The following is a 13216-nucleotide window of genomic DNA, read 5'->3' as shown; positions in this document are numbered from 1 at the left end:
GGAGGATACGAAATAGGCTCGCGTCATGAAGCGCCATGAACGGATGAACGCACTGCTGGAGCTGCTCGGTGACCGGGGCCGGGTGGATGTCGAGGAGGCGGCGACCGCACTGGAGGTCTCGGCCGCCACGATGCGGCGCGACATGGACGCCCTCGCCGAGCAGCAGTTGCTGACCCGCACGCGCGGCGGGGCGGTGCTCAGCTCGGTCGCGTACGACCTGCCGATCCGGTACAAGCACGGCCATCGGTCCGTGGAGAAGGACGCGGTGGCACAGGCCGCGGCGAAGATGGTCGAACGGGGGGATGTGGTCGGGCTGAGCGGTGGCACCACGACCACGGCGATCGCCCGGGTGCTCGCCACCCGGCCGGATTTCGCCGAGGCGGGTCCGCAGCCGCATCTGACGATCGTCACCAACTCGCTCAATATCGCCAACGAGCTGGCGGTGCGGCCCCAGATCAAGATCGTGCTCACGGGCGGGGTGGCGCATTCGCGGTCGTACGAACTGGTCGGCCCGTTCAGCGAGTTGGTGCTCCAGCAGATCTCGATCGACATCGCGTTCATCGGAGCCAACGGTGTGGACCCGATGATGGGGGCCACGGTGCACGACGAGGCGGAGGCGCGGGTGAACCGTCTGATGGCGGAGCGTGCGCGGCGGGCCGTGGTCGTCGCGGACTCGTCGAAGATCGGCGAACGCTGCTTCGCGAGGGTCGGTGACGCCGATGTCTTCGACGTCTTCATCACGGACAGCGGTGCGAAGGAGGCAATGCGTCGCGAGTTCACGGACCGCGGGCTGAGGGTGGTCACGGCCCGCCCGTCGGGCGACACGGAATCCGGATCGACTGCCGGACCGGCTGCCGGACGCGAGGGGTGACGCCACGCCGCACCCCGTCACGGCAGGCCACACCAGGCGCCACCACGCGAACATGCGCTTTATTGGCATGCCGTGCCAATAAATGGTTCCGTGACAGAGCGGCCGGATGATCAGGGCGAGCTGGGCGCGGCGAGCCGGGGAAGCGGCGACCGGCCGCACTCGTAGCCGCTCGGAGGCCCTGGGCGCAGCGGCCGGCTCCGCTCCGGTTCCCGGAAAACGGCCCCGGTCCGGTTCCGAAACCGTCGCGCTTGTGCCGCGGTGCGCCACCCACGGCTGACTTTCTCCGGTCGGCATGGACAATGGGGAATGAACGTGCGAACGCTCGGCCCGGCATCGCAGGGATCCGGCCGGTCAGGGATCCCGCGCCGCGGGCGTTCGCAGAAGTTTCCGAGGGGACAACGGGGGAGAGACCGTGCGGAAGATCATCGCCATAGCACTGACGGCGGCGGCATGCGGCGCCTCGCTGGCGTTCACGGCCGGTGAAGCGGCGGCGGCCGACCACGGGCCGCAGTGCGTGATGGTGCGGAAGAACTTCACCAAGGGCGAGTACCGCTATCTGCGGCTGACGAATCTGTGCGGCCAGCGCACCTCCTGCTACATCATCGTCATCCCGCATGCGAAGGACCCGCACGGCCGGCTGCTGAAGGGGCAGACCAAGGACGTCCGTTACGGGACGACGCAGGGCCCGAAGGCACTGTTCGTCAAGAACACGTCCTGCTCGACGGAGAGCCACTGAGGCTGCCGCTCCCCGGGGCACGGCCCGACAGCGTCGTGATCGGCGCTGTCGTTGACGCCGTCATCGGCGCACCTCAGCCGGTACGGCGATGCCGTCCAGCACCATCGACACATACTGCCGGGCGATCTCCTCGGGGCTGTGCCGGCCCTCCGGGCGGTACCAGCTCGCGGCGACCCAGACGGTGTCGCGCAGGAACCGGTAGGTGAGCCGGATGTCGAGGTCGGCGCGGAAGGTGCCGTCGGCGACGCCGCGTTCCAGGGTGCCCAGCCATGCCTTCTCGAACTTCCGCTGGGAGTCGGTGAGATAGCCGAAGCGCGGCTGGGCGGCGAGCTGCCGGGCCTCCTTCTGGTAGATGGCGACCGCGGCGCGGTGGCGGTCGATCTCCCGGAAGGACTCGGTGACCAGGGCGTCGATGGTTTCCCTCGGCCCGAGGCCGGCGGCGAGGACGGCGTCGTAGCCCTCCCACAGCTCGGTCAGGAAGGTGGAGAGGATCTCGTCCACCATCGATTCCTTCGAATCGAAGTGGTAGTAGAGGCTGCCCGCGAGCATGCCGGCCTCGTCCGCGATGCGCCGGACGGTGGTGGCGTTGTAGCCCTGCTCGGCGAATACCTCTGCCGCGATGGCCAGCAGTTCGCGGCGGCGCTCGGGGGACGCGTTCGCGGCCGTCGGCGTCTTCTTCTGCTTGCTCTTGGCTGTGGGCACAGGGACATTGTCGCTGCCCGGCCGAGTGCCCCTGGCCTCCCCCTCGGCACATCTTTCACGAGTAAAACACCTGCTAATCTTTTAGCCATGGGGAAGCACGCCAAGCCCTCCGGGAAGTCACTGACCACCGCGCCCGACGGCGGGGCGCGGGCCCGTCCGCTGCCCCTCCGCAGCACCGTCCGGCTGCGCCGCCCCGTGGACATCTGGCACAAACCGGCGCTGAGCGCGGTGGTGGCCATGGCGGTCCCCGATCTGACGCTGTACGCGCTCGGGCGGCTGGATCTGATCCTCTACACCGCCGCAGGGGGGCTGTGCGCCCTGTACGCGCACGGTCTGCCGTACGCCGCCCGCGCCCGCACACTGCTGTGGGTGGTGCTGGGCATGGCCGCGAGCCTCGGTATCGCGCTGACCGCAGCGTCGCTGACGGCCTCGGCCGCCGTCCTCGTCCTGCTCGCCTCGCTGCTCGCCGCCGCGCACAAGATGGTGTGCGAGGCGACCCGCATCGGGCCGCCGGGCAACCTCATCCCGACCTTTGTCTCGGCGTCCGCCTTCTTTGTGCCCCAGCGCCTCGGCCAGGTGCCGCTGCACATCGCCCTGGCGCTCGGCGCCGGCGCGCTCGCCTGGCTGGTGTGCATGGCGCCGGGCCTGGTACGGCCGCGGGGCCCGGAGCGGATCGCCACGGCGCGCGCCCTGGAGGCCGCGGCCGGGCTGCTGCGCACGCGGGCGGACGCCGGCGCCGAGGGCGACGGGGCGGCGCACGCCCGGCATACGACCGCGGCCGCCGTGAACGCCGCCTGGCACACCCTCTTCCTCGTCCCCGTGCGCACCCCCGCCCGGGCCGCGGCGCGCGCCGGCCTCGAACGACTGCTCGTACGGGCGGAATCGGCGCTCGGGGACGGGGCGGAAGCCGTGACGGAGGCGGAGGCGGAGGCGGAGCGGCTCCGGGAGTGGGCGCGTCTGCTGCGGAGCGGCGGGCCGCTGCCGGAGGTCCCGTTGACGGCGGCGCAGGCCGAGGAGCTCGATGGGGTCGCGGCGGAGGGGGCGGGACCGGCCGGCGTCGGCGCGGCGCCGCGCACGGCGGTTCCGGCCGGGCCCGGCCTGCGGCAGCCCGCGCCCGGTGCGCAGCGCGGCGTGCGGGCCGTACTGGCGCGGCTCGCGCCCGGGTCGCCTTTGCTGCCGATAGGGGCGCGGGTGGCGGCGGGGTGTGTGCTGGCCGGCTGGGCCTCGCTGGCGGTCGGGGTCGGGCATCCGTACTGGGCGGTGGTCACCGCGGCCTCGATCTACCAGGCCAACACCACCCTGTCGTGGCAGCGGGCGTTCCAGCGCACGGTCGGCAATCTGCTCGGCCTGGTGCTGTTCACCGTGCTGCTGCCGCTGATCCACACCGGCCCGCTCACGATGATCGCGCTCGCGCTGGCCTGCCAGTTCGGCGCCGAAGCCTGCATCACGCGGAACTACTGGCTGGGGTCGCTCTGGGTCACCCCCATGGCGCTGCTGCTGACCGAGTTCGGCGCCCGGCTGCCCGAGGCGACGCTGATCGGCGACCGCTGGCTCGACACCGTGGTGGGCGCGGTGGTGGGGCTGGCCTGTTGCGTGCTGGTCACCAACCGGCGCGCCGCGGACCGTATCGACGTCGCGCTGGAACGGGTGGCGGAAGCGGAGGCCGCCGCGTACCGGTTGCTCGCGGAGGCGCCCGCGCCCGGTGCGGACGACGCGCGGGAGACCGGGTGGGCGCGCGACCGGCTCGCGGGTTCCCTGGTGGAGCTGCGGGAGGCGGTGGAGGTGGCGGCTGGCGAGTGGTGGCAGCGGGCCCTGCCGGAGGAGCGCATCGCCCGCGCCGAGCGGGACGGACACCGTGCGCTGGCCGGTCTCGTACGGCGTCTGGAGGCCCCGGCGTTGGCGGCCTGACCGCGGACCGCCGGGCGGCGGGGCGCGACCGGGCGGCGCGGCGGCGTCTGCCGGGCGTACGGATCCGGGCGCGCGCCCGGCCCGGCGGCGGGCACCCCACGAAAGCCGCCCCACCCAAGCCGCCGCACGAGGGGCAACGCAAGAGGGGCACCCCGTGAGAGGCCGCGCACGGCGGGCACAATGAGTCCATGGTCGGGGCCGCGATCCGAGCCGAGGTCGGAGCCGTGGCCAGGGCCGCGATCGGGGGGGCGGTCCGAGCCCGTCACCAGGACCGACGTCGAAGAGGAGAGCGCGGGTGGCCGAGGACATCGTCGCAGGGGTGCTGCGCCAGTGGCAGCAGGTGCACCCCGGGCTGGACACCGGCCCGATGGCGGTGATCGGGCGGCTCAACCGGTGTTCCGCGCTGTTGCAGCAGGCGGCCGATGCGCCGCTGCGCCGGGCCGGGCTGACCCGCCCCGAGTTCGACATCCTGGGCACCCTGCGCCGCATGGACCGCGAGCTGACGCCCGGACGGATCGCCCGCGAGACCTTCGCCTCCGGGGCCGCGGTCACCAAACGCGTACGTCAGCTGGAGGCGCGCGGTCTGATCGGCCGCCGGCCCGACGACCGGGACCGCCGCGTCGCCCATCTCTCCCTGACCGACGAGGGCCGCGACACCATCGACCGGCTGCTGCCCGAACAGCTGCGGTACGAGGCGGCGTTGCTGGAAGGCATCGGCGAGGCGCGGCAGGAGGAACTGTCGGTGGCGCTGGGCGAGTTGCTGGTGGTGCTGGAGGGGCGGCTCGGCAGCCTGATGGAGTGAGCCGTGGGGGGCGGACGGAGGAACGGCGGAGCGGACGGGCCGCATCCCCCGGACCCCATGCCACCCCCGGGACGCGACCCGACCCGGACTCAGACCGCCCCGTCCGCCAGGTCCTTCGGGAACGGCTCCTCGTTCCAGCGGAACCACGCCGCATCGTCCTCGATGTGCAGCAGGAACTCGGCCACCGGCCCGGTCGGCGCCACCAACCGGACGCCCTCACAAGCCCGGTTGTAGGCATCCTCCCAGGCCGTCATGTCGTCCATCCCCTCGTCGACCGCCTCGACCAGCTCCAACTCCCGCACGAAGTGCGGCCGTAGTTCGGGATAGCCGGGGCCGGGCGCGAACCTCCCGTTCAACCAGGGGAAGTTGGCCTCGGTGACGGTGATCTCCCCGACCACTTCCGCCCCTCGCTCCACCCGCCACACTTCGCCGATGAACGGCATAGCCGCCTCCCCTTGGTCCTTCGGTGACATGCGCGGCGCGCGCCCGCCGACGGCGCGGGGGCACTCGGGCGCATGACGGTCGGACGACAGGATCTCAGACGGGACGGGCGCGGACGGGGGCTTTGTCAGGGCCGGCACAGGCCCCCGCGGGGACGTCCGGCCACCGCACGTGAGGAGGACAGGCCACGGCCCATGGGCAAGGCAGGCCACGCGGAAAGCAGCCACAGGGGTACGCAAACATAAGTTCGGACCTTCGCGGCAATGCTTGCATTTCGCATGTGTAAAGAGGGCATATCCTCGCATTCGAAGCCTGGTGACGCAGGTCACGCAGGAATTCGGTACACGATGGCGATGTCCAGCGCGTCCTATGCGTTGTACGACCAAGGAACCACACCGACCGAACGACACCGAACGCAGGGGAGCCGGCGATGTCCACCGTCATCGAGCAAGCCGTTCAGGCCCGTCTCATCACGGCCGCACCGCAGTCGCGGGCGATCCCGGCAGCCCTTCGCTACGACCGCACCGACCCCCTCGCGGTGCACCTCGCGTTCCCGCCCGCCGCCTCGCTGGACGGCGCCGAGGTGGTGTGGACGTTCGGGCGCGATCTGCTGGCGGAGGGGCTGCGGCGACCGGCCGGGGCGGGCGATGTGCGGATCTGGCCGTGCGGGATCGACGGTGCGGTGGTGGAGTTCCATGCCGCCGGCGGGATGGCCGTGGTGCAGTTCGCGGCGCGGGACCTGCGGCTGTTTCTGTCCCGGTCGTACGCGGTCGTGGAGAAGGGCGGCGAGGCGCGGCATCTGGATGTCGACGGGGATCTCGCCGACCTGCTGCGCGAGGCGTGAGCAACCATCCGCAGGCAACCGCCCGCAGGCAACCGCCCGTAAGCATCTGGCCGTAAGCAACTGCCCGTAAGCAACCGTGGGTAGACAACTCCCCGCAGGCAATTCCCCCTAGGCAACCGCCCGTTGCACAAGGCGCGGTCAGCGCGTCGCGTCGTCGGCGAAGAGGCGCGACAGATGCAGGTCCATCAGATGCATGGCTTGCTCGGGGCCGTGGACGTCCAGGAGCAGGTAGGTGGAGAGGCCGTCGGCGAGGCTGATCAGGAGCATCGCCTCGTCCTCGGTGGCTCTCTCCGGCGGGAGTTCGCCGCGCTCCGCGGCGCGGCGCAGCTGGTCGGCGAAGAAGCCGCGGAGCTTGGGGATGCCGTCCTTGGGGCCGGCGCGCAGAGCCTCGTCATGGACGGCCCGGTGGAAGAACGCGGCGCCGACCAGGGTGCCGGTGCGGCTCTCCTCGTCCAGCGGCAGCATCCCCCACAGGCAGGCGTGCAGCACCTCGCGCGGTGTGGGGTCTCCGGGGAGGGCCTCGATGCGCTCGCGGATGCGGTCCTCGGCCATCTGATTGATGTGGGCGAGGGCGAAGACGAGCATCTCGTCCTTGGTGCGGAAGTAGTGCTGGAGCCGGCCGAGAGAGATGCCGGCCTCGGCGGCGACATCGCGCAGACTCGCGCCCTCCAGGCCCCGGGCGCGGGCGATCCGCCAGAGCGCCTCGGAGATTTCCTGGCGTCGGGCCTCGTGGTCCACCTTCTTGGGCACGGTCGCACCCCTCCTCACCTCGCGGGCTCGTCACGATCACGGGCTCGTCACGCTTTTACAAGTCAGCCGTACTGTTATAACGTACCGCTACTCAATACAGTTGACTTGGAAACTGGTGACGCCGCATGCCCGCGTACCCCACCCCGCTCCTCCGCCCGCCCCGTCATCGTGTCGATCCCCGGGCCCGTCGCTGGTGGACCATGCAGGCGCTGCTCGCCGTCAGCGGGCCGATGCTGCTCACCGCGCTGGTGCCGGCGGTGCTCAGCGCGCTGTTCTTCCCGGGTGCGCTGCCGTGGCTGGGGCCGTTGCTGCTGGTCGTGCTGGTGCTGCCGGCCCTCGGCTATCTCGTGGCGATGCCGCGGTGGCGGTATGCGGTGCACGCCTGGGAGTTGGGCGAGCGGGCGGTCTACGCGGCGGGCGGCTGGATCTGGCAGAAGCGGCGGATCGCGCCGCTGTCGCGGGTGCAGACGGTGGACACCGTGCGCGGACCGCTCCAGCGGCGGTACGGGCTGGCGACGGTGACCGTCACCACCGCCTCCACCGCGGGCGACATCACGATCGCGGGACTGTCGGACGCGGACGCAGAGGAGCTGTCCCGGCGGATCGGCGAGGCGGCCCAGGATGTGCCGGGGGACGCCGCATGAACGGTTCCGACGCCGTCGCCATCAACCGTTCCGACGCCGTCGCCTGGCGCCGTCTCGCCCCCCGTGCGCTGCTGGTGCACTGCGGCTGGATGGGCGCGCCGCTCGGATCGCTGGCGCTGACGGCACTGGCCACCGGAGGGCGGATCACCACCGGTGCATGGCTCACCCTCGCCGCGCTCGCCGCGGCCTTCGCCCTGGTCACCGCGATCGGCCTGATCCGCTGGGCCCGTACGGACTTCCGTGTCACCGACGAGCGCTTCGAACTGCGCAGCGGAGTGCTGACGCGGCGGCTGCGGAGCGTGCCGCTGCACCGCATCCGTACCGTGGAGGTGACGGCGACTCCGCTGCACCGGCTGCTGGGTGTCACCGTGCTGCGGGCCGGCACGGCGGGCTCCGGCGACGGGGCGGGCGCGCTGGTGCTCGATGCGCTGCGGGCCGCCGAAGCGGAGCGGCTGCGCGCGGAGTTGCTCGCCCGTGCGGATGCCGGGGCGGCCGCCGACGACCCGGTACTGGCCCGGTTCAACCGGCGCTGGCTGCGCTATGCGCCGCTCACCTTCTGGGTCGTCGGCGGTGTGTTCGTCGTCGCCGGGGCGGTCTACCGGACGCTGCACGGCATCGGCATAGAGCCCTGGAAGATCGGCCTGGTCCAGCGCGCCTGGGCCGCATTCGGCTCCGGCATGCTGTGGCTGACCGTCCCGGCCGCGCTGCTGGGCCTCATCGCCCTCGGCTCGGCCGGCGCGCTCGTCCTCTACGTCGAGAACTGGTGGAACTACCGCCTGGAGTGGACCGACGCACACACGCTGCGGGTGAGCCACGGGCTGCTGACCCCGCGCTCCGTCACCATCGAACGGGCCCGGCTGCGGGGCGTGTTGCTGCGCGAACCGCTGCTGCTGCGGGCCGGCGGCGGCGCGCTGGTCCGCGCGGTGGCCGGGGGCCTCGGCGACCGGGAGGAGAACCGCCGACGCAGCGCGCTGCTGCCGCCGGCGCCGCGTGCGGAGGCGGTACGGGTGGCGGGTGGAGCCTTGCAATCACCTTTTCCCGCACCGGAGTCGGGGACTTCCGGTGCGCCCGATCCGGGGACTTCCGGTGCGTCGGAAGCGCTCGTCCGGCACCCGCGGGCCGCGCTGCGTCGCCGCCGTACGCGCGGTCTGCTGTGGGCCGTGCTCCCCGGCACCGCCGTCCTCGCCGCGCTCGGGGCCGCGTTCACGCCCGTACTGCTGCACTGCGCCTGGATCTACGCCCTGCTGAGCACGGCCGCCGTACGGTGGCTGGCCCGGGACGCCTACCGCAGCCTCGGCCATGCGCTGCGCGGCCGCCATCTGGTCATCCGCGCGGGCACATTCAGCCGTGACACGCTGGCCCTCCAGCGCTCGGCGATCGTCGGCTGGACGTTCACCACCTCGCCGTTCACCCGGCGGGCCGGGCTGGTCACGCTGACCGCGGCGGTCGCGGCGGGCGAGGACGGCTATCGCCTCCCCGACCTCGCCGCCCGGCACGCCCCGGCCCTCGCCTCGGCGGCGGCCCCCGGAATCCTGGAGGAGTTCCTGGTGCAGCCCACCGGGGACGCAGGCCGGGACGCCGCACGGGCCGGGCTCAGATCTCGATGATCAGCTTGCCCCGCACATGCCCCGCCTCGCTCAACTCCTGCGCGCGGGCGGCGTCGGCGAGCGGGAAGGTCGCGACGACCGGTACGGTCAGCCGGCCCTCGACGGCCAGCCGGGCGTGCGCGGCCAGCCCGGCGCGGGCCTCCTCGGGGGGCGTGCCGCCCGCGGAGAACGGCACCCCGTGCGCGGCGGCGTTCGTATCGGCGATGGTGACGATGCGCTCGGCCGTGCCGCCGCGCAGCTCGACGGAGAGCGGCAGCACGTTCTGGCCGGCCGCGTCGAAGACCGCATCGATGCCCTGCGGTGCGGCCGCCCGCACCCGGTCGGCGAGGCCGTCCCCGTAGGCCACCGGGACCGCGCCCAGGGCGCGCAGGAAATCGTGGTTGGCCGGGGACGCGGTACCGATCACGGTGGCGCCCAGGGCCACCGCGAGCTGGACGGCCACCTGGCCGACCGCCCCCGCGGCGCCGTGCAGCAGCAGCGTCTCCCCTTCCTTCAGGGCGAGTTCGCCCAGGACGCGCTGGGCGGTCTCCCCGGCGACCGGCAGCGCGGCGGCGGCCGCGAAGGAGAGTTCGGCGGGCTTGCGGGCGAGGTCTCCGGCGATGGCGTACTCCGCATAGGCGCCCGTCCGGGTCCAGCCGAAGACCTCGTCGCCGACGGCCGGGCCGCTCGCGCCCTCGCCGAGCGCGTCGACGATCCCGGCGAACTCCAGCCCCGGAACGGCCGGGAACGTCGTCGGGAAGTGCTGCTCCACCCAGCCGTAACGCCGCTTGTAGTCAAGCGGGTTGACGCCGACGGCCACCACCTTCACCCGTATCTCGCCCGGTGCGGGCTCCGGGATGTCGGTGTGCCCGTAGGTGAGCACGTCCGGGCCGCCGAATTCGGTGTAGGTGATCGCTCGCATATCGGTCGTTCGCATATCAATCTCCCCGTGGGATGCGGTGGAAGCGGTGGAAGCGGTGGTCGAGGGCTTCAGCCTCGCCCGGCTGCCGGGCTCCTGCGCCCGGTCAGAGGGACAGTTGCTCCTGGCCGAAAGGACAGGAACGGCCGCTGCCCGGCTGGTTACGCTGCCCGTCATGGAGCTGACCGGACCCGGAGCCGTCCCCGCCCTGACCGCCGCGTACGAGGTGATCCGCCAACCCCTGGGCGAGGTTCTGCCGCGACTCTCCGCGGTCCTGGCCGGGCTGGTCCCGCACCGCGCGGCGGCCGAACTGTCCACGCACTGCGCACACTCGCCGTTCAAAACGCACGGCGATCCGGAGATCGCCGCCCGGCTCACCACCGCCGACCTGGCACCGCTGCTCGCTTCGGGCACCCCGGGGCGGCCCTGGCAGGGCACCCTCCCCCTGGCCGGCGCGGACCGGCCGGTGCTGGCGGTGACCAGCGAGGCGACGCAGCGGGGCGCGGTGCTGCTGCTCGTACGGGATGACGGCGCGGCCCCCGTCGACGCCTCGGTGCTCGCCCTGGCGCAGGCGCTGTGGGACGTGGTGACCAGCCATTTCGACCGGCTGGCGACGGAGGCCGTGCCCGGTGCACTGGCCCGTTCGCGGACCGCCGCCGGGACCCGGGCGCGGGTGATCGCCGAGCTGGGCGAGGCGTATGCGGCCGCGTTCACCGGGCTGCTGGGGGTGCTGCGCAGCCGGGCCCTGGACGATGCGGCGGCCCGGGGCACCGCCACCGATCTGGCCGTCGCGGCGCTGGTGGAGCTGCGCGCGGACGCGGAGCGGGACCAGGAGATCGCCGAGGAGCCGGCCGGGCAGGCGTTCGCCCGGCTCGCCGATTCGCTGCGGCCGCTGGTGCGCTACAGCCCCGTACGGCTGGAGCTGGGCGCGCCGGAGTCGGCGCGGACGGTGGCCGCCGATGTGGCGCACACGGCGCGGGCGACGGTGCGGGCGGTGCTGCTGACGGTGCTGGAGCAGGACGGGGTGAGCCGGGTGCATGTGGGCTGGCGGCTCGCCGACGGCGAACTGCGCGCGACGGTGCGCGACGACGGGCCCGGCGCGCTGACCGCGCGGCGCCTGTCCGCCGGGCTGTTGCAGGAACGGCTCGATGTGCTGGGCGGGCGACTGGCCGTGGACGCGGTGCCGGGGTGGGGCTCCACGGTGACGGCGACGATTCCGCTGGGCGCCGTCCAGGATCCGGCGCCCGATCCGCTCACCGCGCTGGGCGAGCGGGAGTTGCAGGTGCTGGCGCGGCTGGCGCTGGGGCAGCGTAACCGGGCGATTGCGGAGGAACTGCACATCAGCCAGTCGACGGTGAAGTTCCATGTCGCCAACATCCTGACCAAGCTGGGTGTGGAGTCGCGGGGCGAGGCGGCAGCGCTGTTCCATGCAGCGGCATAGGAGTCGGCCCCGCCTCGCAAGAGAGGGTCGGACTCGCCACCGCTATGACATACCTCACACACTTCGCCCCTCCGGTGCATGCACGGCGGCCCCTGGAGTGCCGTCCTACTCAGTGAACTGACTGAACGAGCCCGTCCTACTCAGTGAACTGACTGAACGAGCCGGGACGTGTGACCACGACCGCCAGCCGTGAGGGAGCAGCCGCGATGCCCAGCGTCATCGACCACGCCGTCCAGGTCCGCCTGCTCGCCACCGCCCCCGGCCCGCAGGCGGTGCCCGCGGTGCTGCACTACGAGCCGGCCGACCCGCTGGCCGTACGGATGACGTTCCCGCCGGAGATCTCGCTGGACGGCGCCGCGGTCGACTGGGCGTTCGCGCGTGACCTGCTGGCCGAGGGGCTGTACGGCCCGGCCGGGCGCGGCGATGTGCGGGTGCGGCCGTGCGGACCGGAGCGCACGGTGATGGAGTTCCATGCGGATGAGGGCGTGGCCCTGGTGCAGCTGCGGACCGTGGACGTCCGGCTGTTCCTCGCGCGCTCCTACGACGTGGTGCCGGCGGGCCGGGAGCGGGCGCAGGCGGCCGTGGAGCGCGGGCTGACGGAACTGTTCGGGGCGGCCTGAGACGCCGTCTTCCGGGCGGCTGCGGAAGCCGCCCGGAAGACGCCCGGTGTGGAGCCCCGGCCGTCAGCGCTGCGGGAACCCGAAGCCGTACCCCTGCTGCTTCATCCACGGCAGCAGCCGGTCCAGCGACGCCACCGTGCGGGCGCGGTTGCCGCCGCCGTCGTGGAAGAGCACCGTCGGGCCGAGGTGCAGCTCGCTGTGCACCGTCGCCTCTATGCGCTCGACGCTGCCGCTCTCGAAGTCCTTGCTGTCGACGTTCCAGCCCAGCGGCCGCATCCCGTGGTCGGCGGCGAGCCGGCGGCTGTAGGGCGTGAAGGCGCCGCCGGGGGCGCGGTAGTACTCCACCTGGGCGCCGCCCGACGCCTTCTCGATCATCTTCTGGGCGTCGAGTATCTGCTCCGCCTGATAGCTCTCCGGGCGGTGGTCCATGGCGGTGTTGTGGCTGACGGTGTGGTTGCACAGCTTGTGCCCGGCGGCCACCACTCGCTTGACGAGGTCGGGGTGCGCCGCGGCCTGCGGGCCGATCATGCAGAAGGTGGCCTTGACGTTGTGCTTCTTGAGGACGTCGAGGACCTTGGGGGTCCACACCGGGTCCGGTCCGTCGTCGATGGTGATGTTCAGGCTGCGGCCGGGACGGTCCGAGGCGTGCACGATCGACGTGTCCACCTTGACGCGCCGCGCCGCCGACCCCTTGCCCGCCGAGTCGACGGTATCGGCGCTGGCCTTCACGGTGGCACCGGGCTGGACGAACGCGAGAATTCCCGCGGTGGTCAGTGACACGGCCGCCGCCGCGACCACTCCGATGATCCCGCCCTCTATACCGAAGCGCCGCCGTCCCATGTGAATCCCGTCCCTCGTGCGAAGCTGTTCTGCCTACGTCGGCGGTGGTGCCGTCGACGCACCGCCTTCACCACGTCAGATGCACGGAAAGACGGGCAGGCTGCGCCTGTTA

Annotated in this window: 14 protein-coding genes; 9 read left to right on the top strand and 5 right to left on the bottom strand. The window is 72.7% G+C overall.

Features of this window, described 5'->3' with window-relative positions; genetic code table 11:
- Positions 1–25: 25 nt before the first annotated feature.
- Both B1H19_RS34155 and B1H19_RS34150 read left to right on the top strand, forming a co-directional pair.
- On the top strand, positions 26–871 hold the full coding sequence (locus B1H19_RS34155; RefSeq protein ID WP_083108760.1) for a DeoR/GlpR family DNA-binding transcription regulator: 846 nt from the start codon (positions 26–28) through the stop codon (positions 869–871).
- 412 nt (positions 872–1283) lie between these two features.
- On the top strand, positions 1284–1607 hold the full coding sequence (locus B1H19_RS34150) for a hypothetical protein (RefSeq protein ID WP_083108759.1): 324 nt from the start codon (positions 1284–1286) through the stop codon (positions 1605–1607).
- 60 nt (positions 1608–1667) lie between these two features.
- On the opposite strand, the gene B1H19_RS34145 is transcribed toward B1H19_RS34150, so the two are convergent.
- On the bottom strand, positions 1668–2309 hold the full coding sequence (locus B1H19_RS34145; RefSeq protein WP_083108758.1) for a TetR/AcrR family transcriptional regulator: 642 nt from the start codon (positions 2307–2309) through the stop codon (positions 1668–1670).
- Positions 2310–2396: 87 nt separating this feature from the next.
- Between B1H19_RS34145 and B1H19_RS34140 the strand changes: the two genes are divergently transcribed.
- Together B1H19_RS34140 and B1H19_RS34135 are read left to right on the top strand one after the other, a co-directional pair.
- A complete protein-coding gene (locus B1H19_RS34140) occupies positions 2397–4217 on the top strand; it encodes an FUSC family protein (protein ID WP_083108757.1) in 1821 nt (606 codons plus the stop codon).
- A 295-nt stretch (positions 4218–4512) separates the two neighbouring features.
- Positions 4513–5019, top strand: a complete 507-nt coding sequence (locus B1H19_RS34135) for a MarR family winged helix-turn-helix transcriptional regulator (RefSeq protein ID WP_083108756.1) — start codon at positions 4513–4515, stop codon at positions 5017–5019.
- Between the two features lie 89 nt (positions 5020–5108).
- Here B1H19_RS34135 and B1H19_RS34130 read toward each other — a convergent pair whose 3' ends face one another.
- On the bottom strand, positions 5109–5462 hold the full coding sequence (locus tag B1H19_RS34130) for a hypothetical protein (RefSeq protein ID WP_083108755.1): 354 nt from the start codon (positions 5460–5462) through the stop codon (positions 5109–5111).
- A gap of 428 nt (positions 5463–5890) precedes the next feature.
- On the opposite strand from B1H19_RS34130, the gene ssgD (B1H19_RS34125) reads away from it, so the two are divergent.
- Positions 5891–6304: a spore wall synthesis regulator SsgD gene (gene ssgD, locus B1H19_RS34125; protein ID WP_083108754.1), complete on the top strand. Its 414-nt coding sequence runs from the start codon at positions 5891–5893 to the stop codon at positions 6302–6304.
- A gap of 138 nt (positions 6305–6442) precedes the next feature.
- Here the strand turns inward: ssgD (B1H19_RS34125) and B1H19_RS34120 are convergent, their stop codons facing one another.
- Positions 6443–7054, bottom strand: coding sequence for a TetR/AcrR family transcriptional regulator (locus B1H19_RS34120; protein ID WP_083108753.1), 612 nt, complete (start codon positions 7052–7054; stop codon positions 6443–6445).
- A gap of 125 nt (positions 7055–7179) precedes the next feature.
- Between B1H19_RS34120 and B1H19_RS34115 the strand changes: the two genes are divergently transcribed.
- Together B1H19_RS34115 and B1H19_RS34110 are read left to right on the top strand one after the other, a co-directional pair.
- Positions 7180–7698 (top strand): PH domain-containing protein, encoded by a 519-nt coding sequence (locus tag B1H19_RS34115; protein WP_083108752.1) that lies wholly within the window; start codon positions 7180–7182, stop codon positions 7696–7698.
- A complete protein-coding gene (locus B1H19_RS34110; RefSeq protein WP_083108751.1) occupies positions 7695–9305 on the top strand; it encodes a PH domain-containing protein in 1611 nt (536 codons plus the stop codon). Before B1H19_RS34115 ends, B1H19_RS34110 begins: the two co-directional genes overlap by 4 nt.
- Here B1H19_RS34110 and B1H19_RS34105 read toward each other — a convergent pair.
- A complete protein-coding gene (locus tag B1H19_RS34105; protein WP_083108750.1) occupies positions 9292–10206 on the bottom strand; it encodes an NADP-dependent oxidoreductase in 915 nt (304 codons plus the stop codon). The two genes, B1H19_RS34110 and B1H19_RS34105, sit on opposite strands and share 14 nt — an antisense overlap.
- 172 nt (positions 10207–10378) lie before the next feature.
- Here B1H19_RS34105 and B1H19_RS34100 point away from each other — a divergent pair, with 172 nt between their 5' ends.
- The gene (locus B1H19_RS34100; protein ID WP_083108749.1) at positions 10379–11644 is read left to right on the top strand and encodes a LuxR C-terminal-related transcriptional regulator; all 1266 of its coding nucleotides are present in this window, start codon (positions 10379–10381) and stop codon (positions 11642–11644) included.
- A 206-nt stretch (positions 11645–11850) separates the two neighbouring features.
- The gene (gene ssgD, locus B1H19_RS34095; protein WP_083108748.1) at positions 11851–12264 is read left to right on the top strand and encodes a spore wall synthesis regulator SsgD; all 414 of its coding nucleotides are present in this window, start codon (positions 11851–11853) and stop codon (positions 12262–12264) included.
- 63 nt (positions 12265–12327) lie between these two features.
- Here the strand turns inward: ssgD (B1H19_RS34095) and B1H19_RS34090 are convergent, their stop codons facing one another.
- Entirely contained in the window at positions 12328–13104 is a 777-nt protein-coding gene (locus tag B1H19_RS34090; protein WP_083108747.1) for a polysaccharide deacetylase family protein, read from the bottom strand.
- Between the last annotated feature and the right edge of the window lie 112 nt (positions 13105–13216).

The organism is Streptomyces gilvosporeus (genome assembly GCF_002082195.1).
GTDB lineage: Bacteria > Actinomycetota > Actinomycetes > Streptomycetales > Streptomycetaceae > Streptomyces > Streptomyces gilvosporeus.
The sequence above is the reverse complement of the archived record's forward strand: the minus strand, read 5'-3'. Positions and strand labels throughout refer to the sequence as shown.

Bases quoted from the DNA above. Each gene is read 5' to 3' on its own strand.
- B1H19_RS34155 (WP_083108760.1), top strand. From the start codon at position 26: ATGAAGCGCCATGAACGGATGAACGCACTGCTGGAGCTGCTCGGTGAC.
- B1H19_RS34140 (WP_083108757.1), top strand. From the start codon at position 2,397: ATGGGGAAGCACGCCAAGCCCTCCGGGAAGTCACTGACCACCGCGCCC.
- B1H19_RS34130 (WP_083108755.1), bottom strand. From the start codon at position 5,462: ATGCCGTTCATCGGCGAAGTGTGGCGGGTGGAGCGAGGGGCGGAAGTG.
- ssgD (WP_083108754.1), top strand. From the start codon at position 5,891: ATGTCCACCGTCATCGAGCAAGCCGTTCAGGCCCGTCTCATCACGGCC.
- B1H19_RS34115 (WP_083108752.1), top strand. From the start codon at position 7,180: ATGCCCGCGTACCCCACCCCGCTCCTCCGCCCGCCCCGTCATCGTGTC.
- B1H19_RS34110 (WP_083108751.1), top strand. From the start codon at position 7,695: ATGAACGGTTCCGACGCCGTCGCCATCAACCGTTCCGACGCCGTCGCC.
- B1H19_RS34105 (WP_083108750.1), bottom strand. From the start codon at position 10,206: ATGCGAGCGATCACCTACACCGAATTCGGCGGCCCGGACGTGCTCACC.
- B1H19_RS34100 (WP_083108749.1), top strand. From the start codon at position 10,379: ATGGAGCTGACCGGACCCGGAGCCGTCCCCGCCCTGACCGCCGCGTAC.
- ssgD (WP_083108748.1), top strand. From the start codon at position 11,851: ATGCCCAGCGTCATCGACCACGCCGTCCAGGTCCGCCTGCTCGCCACC.
- B1H19_RS34090 (WP_083108747.1), bottom strand. From the start codon at position 13,104: ATGGGACGGCGGCGCTTCGGTATAGAGGGCGGGATCATCGGAGTGGTC.